General features: G+C 32.5%; 18 protein-coding genes. 7 read left to right on the top strand and 11 right to left on the bottom strand.

Features of this window, described 5'->3' with window-relative positions; translation table 11 throughout:
• Positions 1 to 28 precede the first annotated feature (28 nt).
• Positions 29 to 1,714 (top strand): ABC transporter ATP-binding protein, encoded by a 1,686-nt coding sequence (locus VDP25_RS08615; protein WP_334468763.1) that lies wholly within the window; start codon positions 29 to 31, stop codon positions 1,712 to 1,714.
• Here VDP25_RS08615 and VDP25_RS08610 read toward each other — a convergent pair.
• The 8 genes from VDP25_RS08610 to trhO form a co-directional block, all read right to left on the bottom strand.
• Positions 1,709 to 1,834, bottom strand: a complete 126-nt coding sequence (locus VDP25_RS08610; RefSeq protein ID WP_289846248.1) for a hypothetical protein — start codon at positions 1,832 to 1,834, stop codon at positions 1,709 to 1,711. The genes VDP25_RS08615 and VDP25_RS08610 overlap by 6 nt on opposite strands.
• 240 nt (positions 1,835 to 2,074) lie before the next feature.
• Entirely contained in the window at positions 2,075 to 2,728 is a 654-nt protein-coding gene (locus VDP25_RS08605; RefSeq protein ID WP_215926536.1) for a CoA transferase subunit B, read from the bottom strand.
• Between the two features lie 2 nt (positions 2,729 to 2,730).
• A complete protein-coding gene (locus tag VDP25_RS08600; RefSeq protein ID WP_215926534.1) occupies positions 2,731 to 3,432 on the bottom strand; it encodes a CoA transferase subunit A in 702 nt (233 codons plus the stop codon).
• Positions 3,433 to 3,524: 92 nt separating this feature from the next.
• Positions 3,525 to 5,882, bottom strand: a complete 2,358-nt coding sequence (locus VDP25_RS08595; protein WP_334468761.1) for a penicillin-binding protein 1A — start codon at positions 5,880 to 5,882, stop codon at positions 3,525 to 3,527.
• A gap of 5 nt (positions 5,883 to 5,887) precedes the next feature.
• Positions 5,888 to 6,391, bottom strand: a complete 504-nt coding sequence (locus VDP25_RS08590; RefSeq protein WP_215926529.1) for a gliding motility lipoprotein GldH — start codon at positions 6,389 to 6,391, stop codon at positions 5,888 to 5,890.
• Positions 6,375 to 7,625: a PSP1 domain-containing protein gene (locus VDP25_RS08585; RefSeq protein WP_334468758.1), complete on the bottom strand. Its 1,251-nt coding sequence runs from the start codon at positions 7,623 to 7,625 to the stop codon at positions 6,375 to 6,377. The genes VDP25_RS08590 and VDP25_RS08585 overlap by 17 nt, the downstream gene beginning before the upstream one ends.
• A 191-nt stretch (positions 7,626 to 7,816) precedes the next feature.
• Positions 7,817 to 8,821 (bottom strand): radical SAM protein, encoded by a 1,005-nt coding sequence (locus tag VDP25_RS08580; protein ID WP_215926525.1) that lies wholly within the window; start codon positions 8,819 to 8,821, stop codon positions 7,817 to 7,819.
• The gene (gene trhO, locus VDP25_RS08575) at positions 8,822 to 9,892 is read right to left on the bottom strand and encodes an oxygen-dependent tRNA uridine(34) hydroxylase TrhO (RefSeq protein WP_334468754.1); all 1,071 of its coding nucleotides are present in this window, start codon (positions 9,890 to 9,892) and stop codon (positions 8,822 to 8,824) included.
• A gap of 448 nt (positions 9,893 to 10,340) precedes the next feature.
• Here trhO and recA point away from each other — a divergent pair, with 448 nt between their 5' ends.
• The 4 genes from recA to VDP25_RS08555 all read left to right on the top strand — a co-directional run bounded on the left by recA (position 10,341) and on the right by VDP25_RS08555 (position 14,111).
• On the top strand, positions 10,341 to 11,345 hold the full coding sequence (gene recA / locus VDP25_RS08570) for a recombinase RecA (RefSeq protein WP_334468752.1): 1,005 nt from the start codon (positions 10,341 to 10,343) through the stop codon (positions 11,343 to 11,345).
• Positions 11,346 to 11,449: 104 nt separating this feature from the next.
• Complete coding sequence (locus tag VDP25_RS08565; protein WP_334468751.1) at positions 11,450 to 11,887, top strand: hypothetical protein; 438 nt, start codon at positions 11,450 to 11,452, stop codon at positions 11,885 to 11,887.
• A 49-nt stretch (positions 11,888 to 11,936) separates the two neighbouring features.
• Positions 11,937 to 12,482, top strand: coding sequence for an RNA polymerase sigma factor (locus VDP25_RS08560; protein WP_334468750.1), 546 nt, complete (start codon positions 11,937 to 11,939; stop codon positions 12,480 to 12,482).
• 3 nt (positions 12,483 to 12,485) lie between these two features.
• Complete coding sequence (locus tag VDP25_RS08555) at positions 12,486 to 14,111, top strand: hypothetical protein (protein WP_334468748.1); 1,626 nt, start codon at positions 12,486 to 12,488, stop codon at positions 14,109 to 14,111.
• Positions 14,112 to 14,171: 60 nt separating this feature from the next.
• On the opposite strand, the gene VDP25_RS08550 is transcribed toward VDP25_RS08555, so the two are convergent.
• The gene (locus VDP25_RS08550) at positions 14,172 to 14,936 is read right to left on the bottom strand and encodes a lysophospholipid acyltransferase family protein (RefSeq protein ID WP_334468746.1); all 765 of its coding nucleotides are present in this window, start codon (positions 14,934 to 14,936) and stop codon (positions 14,172 to 14,174) included.
• A gap of 115 nt (positions 14,937 to 15,051) precedes the next feature.
• Here VDP25_RS08550 and trpS point away from each other — a divergent pair, with 115 nt between their 5' ends.
• Together trpS and VDP25_RS08540 are read left to right on the top strand one after the other, a co-directional pair.
• Complete coding sequence (trpS, locus tag VDP25_RS08545) at positions 15,052 to 16,020, top strand: tryptophan--tRNA ligase (RefSeq protein WP_215926510.1); 969 nt, start codon at positions 15,052 to 15,054, stop codon at positions 16,018 to 16,020.
• A gap of 53 nt (positions 16,021 to 16,073) precedes the next feature.
• Positions 16,074 to 16,199, top strand: a complete 126-nt coding sequence (locus tag VDP25_RS08540) for a hypothetical protein (RefSeq protein WP_334468743.1) — start codon at positions 16,074 to 16,076, stop codon at positions 16,197 to 16,199.
• A gap of 168 nt (positions 16,200 to 16,367) precedes the next feature.
• On the opposite strand, the gene VDP25_RS08535 is transcribed toward VDP25_RS08540, so the two are convergent.
• A complete protein-coding gene (locus VDP25_RS08535; RefSeq protein WP_334468741.1) occupies positions 16,368 to 21,134 on the bottom strand; it encodes a T9SS type A sorting domain-containing protein in 4,767 nt (1,588 codons plus the stop codon).
• Positions 21,121 to 22,224: a DNA-processing protein DprA gene (dprA, locus tag VDP25_RS08530; protein ID WP_334468738.1), complete on the bottom strand. Its 1,104-nt coding sequence runs from the start codon at positions 22,222 to 22,224 to the stop codon at positions 21,121 to 21,123. Before dprA ends, VDP25_RS08535 begins: the two co-directional genes overlap by 14 nt.
• Positions 22,225 to 22,420 lie beyond the last annotated feature (196 nt).

Raw genomic sequence — 22,420 nt, 5'->3', positions numbered from 1 at the left:
TTTAGCGCATTAGATTGAAACTTTATTTATGGCAAATTTAATTAGCGTTAAACAACTACATATTTCTTTTTATAAAGACAAGGTTGAAAAACAAATTATAAAAAACATTTCATTTGATATAAAAGCAAATGAAATTGTAGCTGTTGTTGGAGAATCTGGTTCTGGCAAGTCCATTTCGTCATTAGCTCTAATAGGTTTATTACCCAAACAGATTTCCAAAATTACCTCTGGCTCTATCTTATTTAAGGATAAAGATCTCGTTGGTTTGCCTGAAAAAGAATTTCAAGCCCTAAGAGGAAAAGACATTGCGATGATTTTTCAAGAACCTATGAGTTCTTTAAATCCATCGATGCGTTGCGGGAAACAAGTTGAAGAAATCTTAAAACAACACTTTAAATTATCAGCTACAGAACTAACATCTGAAGTTATAAACCTCTTTGAAAAAGTAAAACTTCCCAATCCAGAGCGAATTTTAAAGGCTTATCCACATGAAATTTCTGGTGGACAAAAACAACGCGTCATGATTGCTATGGCTATTGCCTGTAAACCTAAATTACTCATTGCAGACGAACCAACAACAGCATTAGATGTAACCGTTCAAAAAGAGATTTTAGAGCTTTTAAAAGACATCCAAACAGAAACAGAAATGAGTGTCTTATTTATTTCGCATGATTTATCCTTGGTTTCTGAATTGGCAGATCGTGTTTTAGTGATGTATCAAGGCCAAATTGTAGAACAAGGAACGACTAAAGACATTTTTCATTTACCAAAACACACTTATACAAAAGCATTAATTGCAGCAAGACCTTCAACAGATTTTAGGTTAAAACAACTACCTACCATTTCTGATTTTATGACAGATAATGTGAATACTACTATTATTTCTGAAGCAGATCGCATAAAAAATCATAAAAAGCTATATGCACAACAACCGCTATTGGAAGTCATTGACGTAGAAAAAACGTACCTCTCAAAAACAGGATGGTTTTCTAAAAACCAACCGTTTAACGCTGTTGATGGCGTAAGCTTTAAGGTATATACAGGTGAAACCTTAGGCTTAGTTGGAGAATCTGGTTGTGGAAAATCTACTTTAGGAAATGCCATACTACAATTAGACAAAGCCACAGCTGGAAGAATTTTATACAAAGGCAAGGATATCACTAATTTAAGGACTTCTGAAATGCGAGCCTTGCGAAAAGATATTCAGATTATATTTCAGGATCCCTTTGCCTCTTTAAACCCTCGTTTAACTGTTGGTAACGCTATTTTAGAACCTATGACGGTTCATAATATTGGAATTTCCCATGAAGCACGTAAAGAAAAGGTAATTGACATTTTAAACAAAGTAGGGTTAGATGCCACTGCTTTTGATCGCTATCCTCATGAGTTTTCTGGTGGACAACGCCAACGTGTAGGTATTGCTAGAACTATTGCATTAGAACCTCAGCTTATAGTTTGTGACGAGTCTGTTTCTGCTTTAGACATTTCTGTACAAGCACAAGTTTTAAACTTGCTGAATGATTTAAAAGAGCAATTTGGATTTACTTATATATTTATTTCGCACGATTTGGCGGTTGTAAAATATATGTCAGATCAACTATTAGTAATGAATAAAGGAAAAATTGAAGAAATTGGTGATGCAGATATAATTTACGCTTCACCAAAAAAAGCTTACACAAAAAAGTTAATTCATGCTATTCCAAAAGGATTATAGCATGAATACTTTTTTTGCTAATTTAAAAACATTTGACACTAACTCAAAAGTGTTTTCTAATACTGAAAACTCATCGTTTTCATTTAAAGTAGGTTCTGGTAGATTTGGTTTTGATTTCATAAGCAGTAATTCATGGTAGATTTGGGGCAAAAAGGTAAATTAAGTTTATGGTAAATCAGGTTAATTTAATTCATTTTGTTTGGGACTGCAATATGTAATTTATTTTTATTAAATCAGCTAAAACACATAATTAATCGTTGAAATACACTTAATTTTAACATTTAACATATTTTATTGTTATTTTTCGCACAAAAAAACCGCTATACATTAGCGGTTTTAAATTTATTATGTAAGCTATTTTTATAATTCCATTTCGGGAATATCACCTTCAATAATCAATTCTCCTTCTGTTGCTTTTTTTATCTCTTCTACAGAAACACCAGGTGCGCGTTCTAAAAGTTTAAATCCTTTTGGTGTTACTTCTATAACAGCCAAGTTTGTTACTATTTTCTTTACACAGGCAACTCCAGTTAAAGGTAAAGAACACTCTTTCAGTAACTTAGATTCACCTGCTCTATTAGTATGCATCATGGCAACGATAATATTTTCTGCGCTAGCAACTAAATCCATAGCACCTCCCATACCTTTAACCATTTTACCTGGAATTTTCCAATTAGCTATATCTCCTTTTTCTGACACTTCCATCGATCCAAGTATTGTTAAATCAACATGTTGACCTCTAATCATCGCAAAACTTGTTGCTGAATCAAAAAATGAAGCTCCAGGCAAAGTCGTTATAGTCTGTTTTCCTGCATTAATAATATCTGCATCTTCATCTCCTTCAAAAGGAAAAGGTCCCATTCCTAAAACACCATTTTCACTTTGAAATTCGACATCAATATCGTCTCTTACAAAATTTGCTACTAATGTTGGAATCCCAATTCCTAAATTAACATAGTAACCGTCTTTTACTTCCTTTGCAATTCGTTTTGCTATTCCGTTTTTATCTAACATAACTATGCTCTTTGTCTAACTGTTAATTGTTCTATTCTTTTTTCATATGTCTCACCTTGAAAAATACGTTGAACAAAAATGCCAGGAATATGTATTTGATTAGGATCTAAATCACCTACTGGAACTAATTCTTCAACCTCAACAACAGTAATTTTAGCTGCTCCACACATGTTTGGATTAAAATTTCTTGCTGTTCCTTTAAAAATTAAGTTTCCTGCAGCATCGCCTTTCCATGCTTTTATAAAAGCAAAATCGGCTTTAAACGCATGCTCTAACACATACATTTTACCATCAAACTCTCTTGTTTCTTTACCTTCTGCAACTTCTGTTCCGTAACCCGCTGGAGTATAAAACGCAGGAAAACCTGCCTGTGCTGCTCTAGCGCGCTCAGCTAATGTTCCTTGAGGTATTAACTCAACATCTAACTCACCTGAAAGCATTTGACGTTCAAACTCATCATTTTCGCCTACATAAGAGGAAATCATTTTTTTGATTTGTTTTTGATGTAGTAATAAACCTAAACCAAAATCATCGACTCCTGCATTATTAGAAATACAGGTTAAACCTTTTACTTTGCGTTTTACAAGTTCTGCAATGGCATTTTCTGGAATTCCAGATAATCCAAAACCGCCAAACATAAAGGTCATATTATCACTAACACCTTTTAGCGCCTCTGTAATATTGTCCACTTTTTTATTAATCATATATAAAGAAATTTTGCTTCTGAAAAATACAAAACTATGCTCTTACTTTATAATATATAGTCATAAAATAAGGGTGTGACTATTGCAGATTATTAGAAATCAAAGTCAATAACCCCTTCTGGGTCTTCGTTGCCACCAAGATCGCCTTCTCCTTTAACATCACAATCAATATTAATGGTTAAATTTGAAGGTTTTTCAAATTCATCTTTTGAAATATCTAAAGTTTCATCTTCATAGCAAGCTTTCATATATAAACCCCATATTGGTAATGCCATAGACGCACCTTGACCATAGGTAATAGATCTAAAATGTACAGATCTATCTTCAGCTCCAACCCAAACTCCGGTAACTAAATTTGGTACCATACCCATAAACCAACCATCACTTTGATTTTGAGTTGTTCCTGTTTTACCTGCAATTGGATTGTCTAATTCATAAGGATAACCCGTCATTATCTCTCTATACATTGTATTGTATTTATCTACACCTTTAGACCTTAGACGTCCTCCAGAAGATCCTGCTTGAGTAACTCCTTCCATTAAGTTTACAGTTACATAAGCAACCTCTTCACTTAGAACATCCTTACTTTCTGGCGTAAACTGATAAAGTACTGTTCCGTTTTTATCCTCAATGCGTGTTACCATTACAGGTTTATTATATACTCCTTTGTTTGCAAATGTAGAATAGGCAGCAACCATCTCGTAAACACTAATCTCTGTCGTACCCAATGCAATTGCTGGTACAGGTAAAATATCTGAAGTAACCCCTAATTTTTTTGCCATTTCTACAACTGGTTGCGGTCCAATTTCGTTAATTAAACGCGCTGTTACTGTATTGGTAGAACTTGCCAAAGCATCTTTAAGGGTTTGTTTCCCTGAGTAATTTCCATCAGAATTCTTAGTCGTCCAAGGTTCTGGATTTCCAAATTTATTGGCTTCAATAGTTATTGGAGTTCTTGGAAATGAATCGCAAGGAGAAAATTGTAATTGATCTATCGCTGTGGCATAAACAAAAGGTTTAAACGTAGAACCTACTTGCCTTGTTCCTTGTTTTACCATATCGTATTGGAAGTGTTTATAATTCATACCTCCTACCCAAGCTTTTACATGACCTGTCAATGGGTCCATAGACATCATACCTGGACGGAAAAAAGATTTATAATAACGCATAGAATCTATAGGTTTCATAACCGTATCTACTTCGCTTGCTTTTCCATTTACCCATTTAAAAACCGTCATTTCTATTGGTTTTTGAAACGAAGCTCTAATCTCTTTTTCAGATTTCCCCTGACTTTTAAGCACCCTCCAACGCTCACCACGTTTCATATGATCGTTTAGTAATTTATCAACCTCTGAGGTACTTAAACCTAGAAACGGTGTTGTTTTATTACGTTTTGGAGTATTTTGATTGTTAAATTCTGCTTGTAATCTCGGCATGTGTTGCTCAATAGCATCTTCTGCATATTGTTGCATTCGGGAATCTATTGTTGTATAGATTTTTAAACCATCTGTGTATAAGTCGTATTTACTACCATCTGGTTTTCTATTCTTTTTATCACTTGTCCATTCTTTCATGAAACCTCTAAGGTATTCTCTAAAATAAGTAGCAATCCCTTCACGATGTGATTCTGGAGAATAATTTAAATCTAACTCTGTTTTTTGAAGTGAATCTTTTACGTCTTCAGTAATGAATCCATATTTTTTCATTTGAGCTAAAACAACATTACGTCTATTTCTAGTCCCAACAGGGTTTCTATGTGGTCTAGGATTGTATAAGGTTGGATTTTTTAACATTCCTACAATCATAGCCGATTCCTTAATATCTAAATCTTTAGGTTCTTTACCAAAATATATTCTAGCGGCACTACGTATACCATCTGCATTGTTATTGAAATCAACAATGTTAAGATATTGGGCTATAATTTCTTCTTTTGTGTATTGACGTTCTAAACGAATAGCAATAATCCATTCTCTTACTTTCTGAGAAAGACGTTCAATAATATTACTAGACACTTGTTTTGTAAATAAATTCTTAGCTAATTGTTGAGAGATTGTACTAGCTCCTCCTCCGCTTCCTAATTTATAAATAGCTCTTAGTGTACCTCTGCCGTCAATACCTGAATGTTCGTAATGACGCACATCTTCAGTCGCAATTAAAGCATCTACAATATTTTGAGGTAATTCTTTAAAATCTACAGGCGTTCTATTATCGTTAAAATAGAATTTACCTAATGTTTTATCATCTGAAGAAATGATTTCCGAAGCTAAATTAGTTTCAGGATTTTCTAACTTGGTGTGATCTGGCATTTCACCTAAAAATCCCCAAGAAGCGAATAGAAATAATAATACAAAGGCTAAAACACCTCCTAAAAATACCATCCAAAACCAACGTACATATTTTGAAAAATCTAAAGTTTCTGGTTTAGATTTCGTTGTTTTCTTTTTTGCCATAATTACTACTTTTGAGCCTGTTCTACTCTAAAACCAATATCTGTTATACCTTCTAAATTTTTAACTCCATTAACATCGCCATTATGTCTCATGGCATGTTGAATATTTACGGTGTAATCTCCTTCTTCATTAAACCTAAAGGGTTCTTTATAACCTCTAAACCACAATTTATTCTCTTTTAAGTCTGAAAAACCTGTTCCTAACAATTCTCCATTTGGAGCTGCCATTTTATATTCTAAAGTGTCTTTTACTGCTTTTCCGTTTGGATAATTTAATTCTACTATAAGAAATAAGTTACTAAATTTATAAGCATCTGTATTTCTTAAATTAACAAACAAATTGTAATTTTTTAAAGTATCAGGTGCTTTAAAATTAAAACTAGCAACAGAATCCTTATGCCATTGATTTGGAACTGATTTATATTGGTCAAACACAGCTTCTGAGTCACAACTCGCCAATAAAAAACAACTGATTATAACCAAAAATAATCCATTAGTCTTTCTTCGCATTTGTATTTGTTTTGGCTTTTGGTTTTTGATTACGGCTTCGATTTTGAGTTTTATTTTTACTGTTATTACTCTTATTGTTGCTCTTTCTATTCTTGTTATTTCTGTTGTTCCTATTATTTTTACGTTTCTTATTCGGTTTTGGACTATCAAAACGCGTTAAACTATCTTGACCTACAACGTTCTCAAACTCATTTTTAGTGTCTTGAATGTGCTCTACCGCATATTCTTCAAGGCTTGCGACTTTTTCTTTTCTTTTGTTTTTTTCAATAATTTCGTTCGCTTGATCTGTAGTAATAATATGCCAATTCATCCATTCTCCTTCATAGGCATACCACATTAATCCTTTAAAAATGTCTGTTTTTTGGCAAACTGCATTTCCTTTTTCTGTATATAATTTAGTGTCTGATTTAGGAAAAGCTTTTAAAGCATCTAAATAGGCATCTAACTCATAATTAAGACAACATTTTAATTTTCCACATTGTCCGGCAAGCTTTAAAGGGTTTAAAGACAATTGCTGATAACGTGCTGCAGATGTACTAACAGATCTAAAATCTGTTAACCATGTAGAACAGCACAATTCTCTACCACAGGATCCAATACCTCCTAATCGTGCAGCTTCTTGTCTAAAGCCAACTTGCTTCATTTCAATACGTGTTCTAAACTCACGTGCAAAAACCTTAATTAATTCTCTAAAATCTACGCGCTCTTCAGCGGTATAATAAAAGGTTGCTTTGCTGCCATCTCCTTGAAATTCTATATCTGAAATTTTCATTTTCAGCTTTAAGTCTATAGCAAATTGACGTGCTTTAACCTTCATTGGTTCCTCTCTGTCTCTAGCTGCAGACCAAATATCGATGTCTTTTTGTGACGCTTTTCGGTATATTTTTAAAACATTTTCAGTGTCATCAAGTCTTACTTTTTTGCGTTTCATTTGTACCCTTACCAATTCTCCTGTAAGTGTAACCATACCTATATCGTGGCCAGACTTTGCCTGTGTTGCCACTATATCTCCAATGCTTAATGTGAGGTTTTCTGTGTTTTTATAATAGTGTTTTCTGCCGTTTTTAAAACGCACTTCAACACCAATAAATGGGTCTTGTCCGTTTGGAAGCGACATATTAGCTAACCAATCAAAAACAGTAAGTTTATTGCAGCTATCTGTGCCACAAGTCCCATTGTTTTTGCATCCTTTTGGTTGGCCATCTTTACCAGTTGAGCAACTGTTACAAGCCATAAAAATTTTATATATTAAATCTAGAAATAAAAAAAATCTAGATATAGGATTCGTAAATAATTAATGAGTAAAGATAAGATTATTTCTCTAGTTATCTAAAGTCAAATTGTTATTGCTGCACGTCATTCTTATATGACACTAAAAAGCTAAGTGTTCATATTATTAATAATTTCAATTATTAAGTGTGACATCTAGGTGAATTCTATTTCGTAATTCAATTTATTAGACAGCGATTTTAACTGTGTTTTAGACTTAAATATATTAGAAAACAATGTATTGCTCCAGCCAATTCGTTTTGAGTATTTATTAAAGCTTTCCTCTTTCCAATTAAAGCCTTCTTTCCAAAATTTGTTTGGTGATACATAGCAAAATGTATAATCAAAAATAAAACTCGATTGGTTTTCTGAATCTAATTTAGAAATTGTATTAGGAGCCATAAGCGTTATATTATTACTTGCGCAAGTTGCTCTTATTGTTTGTATAAGATCAGGGTAATCATTAGCTAACGAAGAGATATCAAAATCGTTATATTCTGTATTTCCAATTTTCTGAATTGGACGAATTTGCAATATATCAAAGCTTTTGGCATCAAAATGGTTAAAAAACTCACTAAGCTCGTAAAAATTATCCTTATTAAAGGTATAGTTTATTCTAACTTTAAAATCATAAGTTTCTTTAAGCTTCTTAAAAACATTAAACGCATTATGAAATTTCTCATAATTAGCTTTTTTCATAAAGCCTTCGTAGCTTTCTTTTGTAACGCCATGAAGTGAAATTGTAAACTCATTTAAACCTGCTTTTAAAAGTGCTTCAATCTTTTCTTCAGTTAATAAATTAGCATTTGTCGTTATAGAAATATAGGGTACTTTATACTGCTTGCCTAATTCTACAATTTTTACAAGATTTTTATACAATGTAGGCTCAGTACCGCAACCTATTTGAAGCTTTAAGGCACGTTTAAAAATAGTTTTTGCTACTAAATTTAATTCTTCATCTTTAAATTGTCCTTTTAGTGTTTTTACATAATCTTCATCCGTAAAATAACACATTTTACAACGCAAATTACAAGCCATTACAGGATCTAAATTAACGGCTAAATACCGCTTATTAAGTTTATGCAACAGAAAAAGCCCAAAGAACTTAATCCTATGGCTCTTAATTTTTCTGTTAAGTTGTAATAGCTTGTAAATGTTCATTTAAATTGTTTTGCCTAAGGTATCAAAAATATTACGCAAGTCCTTTTTATATGGCAAATGATCTGCACGTCCTTTTTTAAAAATATCATTACTATTGCCCTGTCCTTTGCGTAATGCTTTTTGCTCTTCGTATGGTAATCTATTTATTTCCATACAGTTTGAAGAACAACAATTTTCCATTTTTTCCTTGCATTCATCACACTGAATAAATAATAAATGACAAGCTTCATTAGCACAATTTGTGTGCATATCTGCTGGTTTTCCACATTGGTGACAATTGGCAATAACATCATCACTGATACGTTCTGATCGTCTTTCGTCGAAGACAAAGTTTTTACCTAAGAATTTATTTTCTAAGCCTTCAGCCTCAATCTGTCTAACATAGTTAATGATACCACCTTCAAGCTGAAATACGTTTTTAAAGCCCTTATGCTTATAATATGCACTTGCTTTTTCACATCTAATACCTCCGGTGCAATACATCACTAGCTTCTTGTCTTCTTTGTGTGCTCTTAAATCTTCTTCAATTAAATCTAAAGACTCTCTAAAAGTATCTACATCTGGTGTTACGGCATTTTTAAAATGACCAATTTCACTTTCGTAATGGTTTCGCATATCTACCAGAACCGTATTTGGGTCTTCAATAAGCTCGTTGAATTTTTTAGCATTAACATGAACACCTTTATTAGTCACATCAAAAGACGCATCATTTAATCCGTCTGCTACAATTTTTTTACGCACTTTAACTTTTAGTTTTAAAAAGGCAAAATTATCGTGCTCTATAGCAATATTTAATCTTACATTTTCTAAAAACGAAATGGTATCCAGATGTTTCTTAAAAGCATCAAAGTTTTCTGCAGGTACAGAAAGTTGCGCATTAATTCCTTCAGTGGCCACGTAGATTCTTCCTAAGACTTCTAATTCATCCCAAGCGAGAAACATGTGGTTTCTAAAAATTTCGGTATTGTTAATTTTAGCGTACTTGTAGAAAGAGATGGTTAAGCGTTCTTTTCCCGCTTGTGCAATAAGTTCTGCTCTTTCTTTGGCACTTAAGTTATTGTACAGTTGCATGCTATACTAATTTTTAAGGTTAAAGAATAAAATAATAAGCGACAAAGGTATTATTTTTAGTACAAAAGCTTCAAAATAAGCACAAAAAAAAGCACTCTGAATATTTCAAAGTGCTTTTACAGATTAACTTACCAACTTAAAACAACTTAAAAAGTTAATCTACACCGGCTTTACAATTACTGAGAGTTAAACAGTAACTGAAACACCTAATGCTTTACTAATTGTGTTGTTTATAAAACAGAGAAATCAAAAGATTTACCTCTGCTTTCTAAAACTTTTTCATAGCAATTAATTCCTTTTTCATTTAGTAGATGTAAAAAGTGCAAAAGGGTTGCGTTATAAAAGTGAAAAAAACGTTATTTTCTTTTACAGTTATTTTAAAACAAAAAATGAAATAAATAAAATAAGTGGTATTTTTGAAGACAATTAATTTTAAGAAAAAGAACAAATGAGTAGCGAAAAAGATGCAAAATTAAAAGCTTTAAAACTAACGTTAGATAAATTAGATAAAGCTTATGGTAAAGGGACTGTGATGAAAATGAGCGATCAGGCGGTTGTAGATGTAGATGCTATTTCCTCTGGTTCTTTAGGTTTAGATATTGCTTTAGGCGTTGGTGGATATCCTAGAGGACGTGTTATTGAAATATATGGTCCAGAATCTTCTGGTAAAACAACATTAACACTTCATGCCATTGCAGAAGCGCAAAAAGCGGGAGGTATTGCCGCATTTATTGATGCAGAGCATGCTTTTGATCGTTTCTATGCCGAAAAATTAGGAGTAGACATTGACAATTTAATTATTTCTCAACCAGATAACGGAGAGCAAGCTTTAGAAATTGCTGATAACTTAATTAGGTCTGGTGCTATTGATATTGTTGTAATTGACTCTGTGGCTGCCTTAACACCTAAAAGTGAAATTGAAGGTGAAATGGGAGATTCTAAAATGGGCTTACATGCGCGTTTAATGTCTCAGGCTTTAAGAAAATTAACAGCTTCTATTAGCAAGACCAATTGTACCGTAATTTTTATTAACCAGTTACGTGAAAAAATTGGTGTCATGTTTGGTAACCCTGAAACTACAACAGGTGGTAATGCCTTAAAATTCTACGCTTCTGTGCGTTTAGACATTAGACGTTCTACACAGATTAAAGATAGCGACAGTAATGTAATGGGTAATAAAACGCGAGTTAAGGTTGTTAAAAACAAAGTTGCTCCACCATTTAGATTGGCAGAATTTGATATTATGTATGGCGCAGGTATCTCTAAGGTAGGAGAAGTTTTAGATTTAGCCGTAGAACACGAAATTGTTAAAAAGAGTGGTTCTTGGTTTAGCTATGGAGACACCAAGCTAGGTCAAGGTCGTGATGCTGTTAAACTTTTAATACAGGATAATCCAGACCTGATGGACGAATTAGAAGAAAAAGTGAGAGCACTCATTAATGAATCTAAATAAATTGAATTAAAAAAATCCTGACACAAAATCAGGATTTTTTTAATTTTAGACGCAACCATTTTGCACTTTTTACATCTATATTATAGAAATTGATTAATTAATGTATGAAGAAATTTGTCCTAATCGCCTTTTTACTTGCCTCAATATTAACTTCGTGTAATGTTGACGATGTCAATAACCATGATTTTTATTTGGAAGTTGTACCTATTGATAGCGTAGTAATGCCTGAATATTTTGTAAAAGGCGAAGTTTACCAAATAGATATAACGTATACACAGCCAAGTTCATGTTACTATTTTAATGATTTTTTTTATGAAATAGATGGACAACAAAGAACCGTTGCAGTTGTAAATACAGTATATACTATAAACAACACAACATGTATTGATGCCCCTGAAGAAGTAACCGTTCATTTTAATTTTCATGCCACTGGAAGTGAAACCTATGTATTTAAGTTTTTCCAAGGAGAAGTTGAAACAAACGGAGTAACTGTTGACCAATACTATATTGTAGAAGTTCCTGTTGTGCTATCTGACGATTAAAACATACGGACATTTAAAACTTTAATTATTAACTAACCCTATAACAAATGTGAGTTTAGACCAACTCATAAAAAATTGTATTAACAAAGATGCTCAAGCTCAAAGCCAATTATACAAGCAATTTGCAAGTAAATTATTTTCGCTTTGTCTTAAGTACTCAAAAAACTATGCAGAAGCAGAAGATAATCTGCACGACGCATTTATAACTATTTTTAATAAAATAGAACAGTATAATAACAAAGGGTCTTTTGAAGGTTGGCTTAAAAGAATTGCCATAAACACATCTTTGCAACGCTATAGAGAAGATGTAGGCGTTTACGATATTATGAATGAAGATAATATTAAAGACGTTTCAGTAGATCTTAATGAAAACGACGTAAGTATTAATTATTTACTACAAATTATCCAAGAATTACCAGATAGATATAGGTTGGTATTCAACTTATACGTTTTAGATGGCTATTCTCATGTTGAAATTAGTGAATTGATTAATATTTCAGTAGGTACCTCAAAATCTAACCTAGCAAGAGCAAGGATGATTTTAAAAGATAAAATTGAAGCTTATAACGCAACCTCAAATTCGCGAAGCTTATAAATAATGAACGATAAAAAAAACATAGATAGACTTTTTCAGGAAAAGTTCAAAGATTTTGAAGTTGCGCCTAACGATGCCGTTTGGGAACGCATAAGCGAAAGTCTTCCTAAGAAAAAGAAAAAACGTAGAGTTATTGCCCTGTGGTGGCAAATTGGTGGTGTTGCAGCTATGGTTACTTTATTACTAACTGTTGGTGTTTCTGTATTTAATACTGATGATAATCAGAAATTTCCTATTGTTAATACAGAAAATAGCACCAATGACCTAAACAACAACAACAACAACAACAACAACAACAACAACAACAACAACAACAACAACAACAACACAAATACATCAACTAAAAAAAGTCCAAACGAGCTAAATACAGTTGGATCTAATAATAAAACCCAAATAGTTAATTCAAATATAGACTCTGAACAAGAATCAAATTTAAACGATTCTAAAGAGGATACATCTCAAAAAACGTCTACTTCAAAACAATTAACAACCCCTAATAATTATAATCAAAAGTTAAATTCGGTTGCTAATAACTCTAAAGTTGTAAAACGACATAAATCGTCTCAAAAGCAACATCGCTTATCATCAAATAAAGACAAAAGCACCAAGATTGCTAACCAAACTAAAACATCAAATTCTAATTTAAAGAAAAACGATAACACTCAATTAGCATCTGAAACAGAAATAAAATCTACCATTAAAGAGGCCTTAGAAAACAGTAACACAAGTATTGCTGCAAATAAATCATCTGAAAACACAAAATCAGAAACACCTCATACAGATTTAAGCAAAACAAATAAGCCAGAAGCCGAGAATTCACTTATTGAAATTCCAGAAAAAGCGTCTATTGAAGATGCTATTGCAGAACAGAACACAACTATTGAAGAAGAAGAAAAAGAAGATGACCAAAACAGGTGGAGCATTGCCCCAAATGTTGCGCCTGTTTATTTTAGCTCTTTAGGAGCTGGGTCTCCTTTAGATCAGCAATTTAATGAAAACTCCAAAAGTTCTGATATTACCATGAGCTATGGTATTGCTGGTAGCTATGCCATTTCTAAGAAATTAAAAATTAGAGCAGGTGTCCATCGTGTAAACCTTAGTCAAACGACCTCAGATGTTTATGCTTATACAGGAGCTGAAACAGCTGCTAGAGGTGTAGACGCTGAGTTCAGTAATATTTCCTTTAAAGGAGGGGAGCAACACGTATCACTTATAAGCTCTACAATGATGAATAAAGCTTCTACTCCAGAACTATTCAACACTAAAATTGCAGGTAAAATTGATCAAAAATTTGGTTTTATTGAAGTGCCTTTAGAATTAGAGTATAGCTTATTAGATAAAAAATTCGGAATTAATGTTATTGGTGGATTTAGCACGTTTATTTTAAATGAAAATGAAATCTACGCAGATATCAATGGAAGTTCGACCTTAATTGGAGAAGCCAACAATATTAATACTACCAGTTTTAGTGCCAATTTTGGTTTAGGAATGAATTACAATCTGTCTAAACAATGGCATATAAATCTTGAACCCACATTAAAGTATCAAATAAACACATTTAATAATACAACGGGAGATTTTAAACCGTTTTTTATCGGTGTGTATACAGGATTAAGTTTTAAGTTTTAGGTTAATTTAATTTAGGTTATTGCAGCAAGTAAGCTATGATAAATGCAATGATAACAAAAGCTACTCTTGGTTAGAGTAGCTTTTTTTTGTTATTTGATGACGACTTAATTCATCCCAAATTAAAGTCCGTGTTTTTTCATTTAATGCTTTAGTATCTGTAGCCTTTAAACCATTTGTTGGCAAAAAATGATGAATTTTGGCTCGCATTTTACCAGGACCTCCACTAAAAAAAGTATATGAAAATCGCTTTTTATTATCATAGAAAGTTATTGGTACTACAGGTATTTGATGGTTAATTGCCAAGCGAAACGCTCCATCTTTAAATTCATCTAATAAAATATGCTCTTCTGGTACACCACCTTCAGGAAAAATACAAATACTTACGCCCTGTTTTAAGCGTCGTTGTGCTCTTAAAAAAACAGCTTGTCTGCTTTGAGCACTACTTCTATCTACTAAAATACAGGTACGTTTATAAAAGAATCCAAACAATGGAATTTTTGCGAGTTCTTGTTTTCCTACAAAGACAAAAGGATTCTTAACAGCCACCAGCATTAGCATAATATCTGCCATAGAAGTATGATTAGCTACAAACATGTAACTTTTATTAGGATCAGGCATTTCTTCTCTTATGATTTTATACCCAAAACCCATACCTATTAAAATAAACTTAGACCAAATACGTGCTAGTTTAAAAAAATACCGATACCATTCCTCTCTAGAAATAGAGATAATTAATAAAGGAAACAATACAATAATTGGGATAGCTACCAAAATGTAGAACCAAATGCGATATAAAAGCCAAAATGGATATTTCAAAAATGCCATAGCATCAAAACTAATTAATTAAATTAAATGACTTCTTATAGTTCTACTAAAAAATTTACCTTTGTTTATAATTTAAGTTTAATTTAAAGAGATACCTGCTTACACAGGTAATGTTATGGCAAGAATACTAACAGGAGTACAAAGCACAGGCACACCGCATTTAGGAAATATATTAGGTGCAATTTTACCAGCAATAGAAATGGCTAATGATGCTAAAAACGATTCATTTTTATTTATCGCAAATTTGCATACGCTAACACAAATTAAAGATGCTGAAGAATTAAGAAATCACACTTATTCTGTTGCTGCAACTTGGCTAGCGTTTGGGTTAGATATTGAAAAAACCGTATTTTATAGACAAAGTGATATTCCGCAAGTAACGGAACTCTCTTGGTATTTAAGTTGTTTCTTTCCTTACCAACGTTTAACATTAGCGCATGGATTTAAAGATAAAGCCGATCGTTTAGAAGACGTTAACTCTGGCTTATTCACCTATCCAATGCTTATGGCTGCGGATATTCTGTTGTATGATGCAGAAATCATTCCGGTTGGAAAAGACCAATTACAACATATTGAAATGACACGTGATGTCGCCTCTCGTTTTCATGCTAAAATGGGAGAAGCTTTTGTTTTACCTGAAGGAAAAATACAAGAAAACGGCATGCTTATTCCTGGTACAGATGGCGAAAAAATGAGTAAAAGTCGCGGTAATTTTATTAATATCTTTTTACCTGAAAAACAATTACGTAAAAAAATAATGTCTATTGAAACCGATAGTACACCTCTTGAAGAACCAAAAGACTGGACAACATGTAACTGTTTTGCTATTTATAGTTTATTAGCTTCTGAAGCTCAAATTGCAGAAATGAAGGCTAATTACGAAGGAGGAAATTACGGTTATGGCCACGCTAAACAAGCCTTGTACGAATTAATCTTAGAGCGTTTTTCTAAACAAAGAGAACGTTATAATTATTATATGAATAATCTTGATGAAGTTGATTCAGCATTAGCAAAAGGTGCCGCTAAAGCAAAATTGGTTGCAGACGACGTTTTGAAACGTGTTAGAGAGAAAGTAGGATATTAAAAAAAATGAATTTCAAAAAGCAAGCTCTTAGCCCAATCCTTACTATTTTCGCAATGTTACTGTTATTAATTTCACAATTAATAAGCGAAAAATCTATGGATTGGCTAGGTTATTTAGCTATTGCAGTAATTGTTGTTGCAATTGTAAGCCTTATTATGATGTATAGAGAATCTAAATAATTGAAATCAATATTATTCCAATTAATAAGATTTCTACCCGCTTAGGAATTTATTAAATAACCTCAAAAAGCTTACCTAGCAAAGGTCTAATAACTCCTTTCAATCTCATATTATAAAATAATCTAGTAACTATATTTGTTGGCAATATACAGTAACAAAACTTCGTACCTATTTTTTTATAATAGATACATTTTTAATATTTCCATATAAGTCCATCACTTTTAAAAAGTATATACCTTCACTAATTCTAGAAAGGTCTAAATGATTGGCCTCAGATTTAGATAAAATTAACTGCCCTAAATTATTAAACAACTGTAATGATTTTAAGGTTGTTTCAGACTTTACATGAATAATACCTGTTGTTGGGTTTGGATACACCTCTAAAGCTTCAATGTCTTTATCTTTAATCGATAAATTCTCTGAATTGAAAACGATTTCAAACCTATCTTTAAATTCTCCCATTTGTGAATAAAAACTGTAGTGTTCAGCATTTAAGTTATGGACTACGTTTAATAATTTATCACGTAGATAAATGGTATTATTTGTTAAGAAATCTCCTTCTAATTGTGGAATAGAAATAGTGTAAACGGTAGTATCATCTACTCCCGAATAATACGCAAACGGTATAATTTCATTAAGATTTAAGTCATTTGGGTTTTTCCCTTGAATCGCAAATCTTCTGGTATCATTTTCAATTTCAGTAAATAAAATTGAGGTGTTCCCACCATGCAGACTTCGAGTGGCATCAAAAGAAAAACCATCAAAACCGCTAGTAGCACCATCAACATAAGCGATAAGTATTTGGTTGAAAATACCACTTTCAGTAGTAAGGTTTAACCACAATCTATTAGTATTTGTTGTATTAGAATTTCTAAAAAACTGATTATTACTTATTAAATCCGCTTTACGCATACTATTATTAAACCTTAATGTTCCGTTAGATAAGCCTTTTACAAAAAACCCTTGACCAGAAGGAATTGTGTTATCAGTGTTAGGAATATTATTGTCTGTTAAAGTACCACTACCAGCAATATTACCACTGCCAACAGTAATAATGGCATAATCGTTTGCATTAAAGTTTAAACCTTGATTACCATCGTTGTTGTTATCTGGAGGACTAGCATGAGACCATAAATACGCAGACCCACCAATAAGACTAGAGTTTAATGCATATAGATTATCAAAATCTATAGCACTAGGATAGGGATTACCAATTAAATTCCAATCATTGTCAGTGGCTAAGCCATTAACATAAATGGGTGTTTCTATAATACCATTATTAAATACACCTTCAAAAGTGGCTAGATAAGCACCTGGGAAAACACCAATAGGAGAAACCGTTGCTGCATAGCCTACTCCTGGAGTCATAATGGATGCTGCAGTTGCTATTTGCCAGTCATTACCATCATCATCAATATCATCGCTACCAAGAATTGTGTTATTAGAACTATCTAAATATTGATCTAAATAGTTTTGTGCATTGTACCAAAAACGTCGGTTTGCAGGTGCAATATCTAAGGCATCACCTACGGTTTCATCCACAATTGGAGAACTCCAATAGGTATAATCATACCAATTATTAACAACAGTGGTCTGTTTATTTACAAGCGCATTACCTCCAGGATTAAGAATAAATGCATTTTCTAAATCTAAATTCTGAACAAATGCTCCATGAGTTTCTACCCAAAGATTACCATTTACAGTTGTATTACTTTCTACTTCTACGAATGTTGCATTTTGAATAAAAAGTGTTGCACTGGCATTTACAACTAATTCACAGGCACTAAAACTTCCGTTAAGTAGAGTATCATAATTGCCATTAATTATGGCTTCTGTATTAATATCTGGATTACCATTGCTCCATGTTGTGCCGTTCCAAGTGGTACTACTAGAACAACCACAAGCAAGCACAATACTTTCTTGATAAGATAAACTACCACACTCATTAGATACCATATGTGTTACGACATAAGTGCCTAATCCAGGAAAGGTATAGCTTGGGTTGGTGTTTGCTAAATCAGTACCAGAACCTGAAACATCTACTACACCATCATTGTCAAAATCCCATTCATGGGTTTCGTAAGTTTCAGTAGCTTGAAAAGTATATTCTAAACAATTTAAACGTGAAAAACTAAATGTAGCATCCGTTGGAGCTTCATTTAAAACGGTTATACTAACTGTAGCAGTATTATCGGTAATATGAATATTATTTGCAGCTGTAGTTGAAGGTGTAACGCTATTATTAATAAAGGTTGTTGGAAAATTACGTCGCAGTTCTAATTCTATTGAATTCTCAACATTACTTAGTGTAATAGTAGAGCCATTATCATTGATTGAATTAATTGTATAATTTACTGATAAAGGAAGCGTTGTAATTATACCATCAGTATAAGTCGTAGTGGTATTATCTAAGTCCGTTAACTGTATTCCGTTAGTAATATCCCACCATTCGTATTGCATATTAGCGACTGAACATAAGTCTATTCCAATTACTTGGGTTGCCCCACAATTTATAGTATAATTATCAGGTGTATCTTGCAAACGATCTTCAATTAATTCTATTCTATCTAATGCTAAAAAATACGATTCAAAAGTCGTACTATATGGTCTTCCTGAGTTAACAAAACTATTACCTATGGCATGACTAAAAACCAAGACTGCATTCGAATTATCAATTACTGAAGGCGAGTTAAATACTGTGACGGTTTGAGACCAATCAAAACCTATATTATTGTCATTAAAAATTAATAAACTATTATTTAAAAAGTTAGTAGAATGGGCAAAAGGGGAACTAACAAGTGTTGGCCCAAACTCATGTTTATAATATAACAAACTCGTAGTAGAATTTATGGTACTTAAACTAACATCTAAACCTATATTTGGTTGAACAATAGACGAACCATTACCTACAGGCATTGTACCAACGTAACTTGGATCTAACCCATCGCTTTTATGATAGGACAAAATATACTTTGTATTTGGCTTTAGCGCTACATTTGTCATTATTGCCTCACTTGAAAAATCATTTCTAGAATAAGAGGTTTGATAGTTCTGAGTAGAGAAAAAATGAAATCTTCCACTAGATGCGCCTGTATTTGGTAAAGAAACACTGTTTGAATAAGCACTTCGATTTGTTGGACTACACGTACTGTTATCATCATCGAACCAATCTGGAGTAGAAAATTTAAAGCGCCATCCTGGAATTGTATTTACACCATTAGCAGCTATGTTGCCTTCAACAAAACAATTTGTATTAGTATTAGCAATAAAATCAATTTCTGGATTACAAATTAAATTACAATCATTTGTATTTATACATCCAAAATTTGGACACATCGTTACTTTAATGTTTGCCAAAGTGTTGTTTCCCAAATTACCACTAGTATCTTTTGGTTGATACATAAGCTGAAGATCTCCAACAAAATTTGGTGTAATTATAAAAGTTCTATTAGGTGCTACACCTGTGAAAGTTGTAATTAAATCACCGTTTAAACTTAAATTGGCAACCTCTAGTGCCAAGCCAAGATTAGATATATCATTATTCAATAAATCTTGTTCTAATATATTTAAAGTATTACTTGGACAGTTTTCAATTGTTGGTTGCGCAATTGGGTCTTTAAAATCATCAATTCCAAAAACAGGTGGCTGACAACCAGAATAAGCTATAATATTACTGCTGTTATTGCTTACAGAAGTTATAATTGCAGGATTAGCAAACTCAATAATATTATTGTTACCAAATTGAGTAGATAAATTATAATTTAAACTACATAATATATCAAACTCTTGTGAGAGCGGTCTTCTTGAAGTTTCAGCAGCAATGGCATATGCCATTATAAAATCATTAAGTGGATAGTTACAGTCATTATTTAAATCTACATGACTTAAACTTGATCCATTAGAAAAAACCTGTGGTGAATGCACTGGTAAATTATTATCTCCTAATCTAATTTCCGAGGTGCTTGGACAGCCATTTGTTATGGTGTTAATAGGGACCGCACTATTAAAACTCCAGTCTAGACCAAGAGGTACAATTAAATTATCATTTGTGTCTGTATGCAGTAAATTATCATATTTAAAAAAAGCTCTTCCATTTTTGGGGTTTCCGAATTCGTCTATACCTGAAGCAAAACCCAATGCATGCATAATTTCGTGTAATAAAACAGCATACATGTCAAATGCATTTGTTCCAGTAATTCCAGTGGGATTATTGAAATCACTGTACCAATCATGAAAAAAGTTAACGCGTATTAAACCATCCCAATTATCGGGATCATTAGATCCAGAATTTATGGCTTTCCAAACTTCACCTTCTACAATAGTACCTACTGCAACACCTGAGTAATCATAATATGAAGATGCTGATGCTAACACACCACTGTTAACAGACATGGATTGCAGCTCTATCTTTACAGGTTCTACGACACCTGTTGATGGACTTTCTATAATTAACTGCTCTAAATCCGCAAAAATCTGTGCAATGACATTTCTATAGGCTGAATTGTTATCAAAATCTTGAATGCTATTATCAGATATTTGATCCGTTAAATAAATGGCAAACAAACCTTCTGGACTAATATAATCTGGTGCTAAGGGTATTGCCCTTTGTTGACCAGCAATATTAGGGTTTATATTTTTTTGTTTTTCATTACCAAAACGATCTACAAAAATATTATCTGGATTCTCCGTTGTATGAAAAGAGCTTCTTGATTGAGCCGTCTGACTAGTATCCTCTAACTCACCACAAGTAAAAACTGATAATTCTTGATGTTGTGCAACTAAATTAAACTGAAATAAGAAAAAACAGATAACATAAAAATACTTCATAAACCCAAACACTACTATAAGCTCACAAAAGTATAAAAACGACATTATCTTGTAAGCTTTTTCTGTATCAAAAGTGGTTTTTATCGTTGTATTGTTAAATAACCTCAAACAGTTTTCCTGGTAAAGGTCTTACAACACCTTTCAATTCCATGTTCAATAAAATACCTGCTATTTTATACGTTGGCATTTCACATTTAATGGCAATGACATCCAACAACTCTTTGTTATTTTCTTTTAGAAAGTTGTAAATAATTTTTTCATCGGGTTCTAGTTCTACAAATAGTTGTTGTTGTACAGGTTGCTTCTTATTAGGTTCTAATTCCCAATTTAGCATATATGGTACATCTAAAGGATGAGATAACAAATGGGCTTTCTGAAATTTTATTAAGTTATTACAACCCACACTTTGACTATCAGTAGTTCTTCCTGGTACAGCAAAGACTTCTCTGTTATAAGAATTAGCAATATCTGCTGTGACTAAGCTGCCTCCTTTTTCGGCAGATTCTATAACTATTGTAGCTTCACTAAGTCCTGCTATAATTCGGTTTCGTTTTAAAAAGTTATTTCTATCAAAGGTATCTGAACTCCAAAAATCGGTATAAAACCCTCCGTATTTTTCAACATCTGCCACGTACTTTATATGTGCTTTTGGATAAATTTGATTGAGGCCGTGTGCTAAACACCCTATGGTTTGTAAATTCTGTTTTACAGCTGCCTTATGAGCTGTAATGTCTGTACCATAAGCAAATCCAGAAACAATTATGGGGTTAAATGGAGATAACGCTTCTACTAATTTTTCACAGAAGGCGATACCGCTAGTGGTAATTTTTCGGGCACCAACAATACTAATAATACGTTGTTCTTTTAAATTAATATTACCTGATTGAAATAGTAAAATCGGACCATCGATACAATGCTTTAAACGTTCTGGATAAGTGTCCTGAGTAAAATAATGCACAATAATATTATTGTCTTTTATAAACTTTAATTCTTCCTCAGCTTCTTCCAAATGAATCTTATCAAAAAGGCCTTGAATAGTAATGCTACCAATACCATCAATCTTTAAAAGCTTTGTTTTCTTTTCTTTTAAAACCGCTTCAGCAGATCCGCAATGATTAATCAATTTCTTAGCCGTTGTAGCTCCAATTTTGGGTACATGTTGTAAAGCTAAAGCATAAATTAATTGTTGGTCTGTCATTGAAAACTAAATACTTAAGAAAATTAACCGTCTTTACACGAATATAATTATTTAATTCTGAATGGATTTGAAATCTTCCTAAACAGAAAGCATAATGAAAACCATTTGGATAATCCCAATCAAAAAAAAACAAAATTATTTCAAAAAAAAAAGTCATTGTAAATTCCAAGAAAATCAATCACATAGGCAACTATTT

The organism is Winogradskyella sp. ECml5-4, from assembly GCF_036903175.1.
Taxonomy (GTDB): Bacteria; Bacteroidota; Bacteroidia; order Flavobacteriales; family Flavobacteriaceae; genus Winogradskyella; species Winogradskyella damuponensis.
Note: the sequence above shows the minus strand (reverse complement) of the source record. Positions and strands in the feature narration are given on the sequence as shown.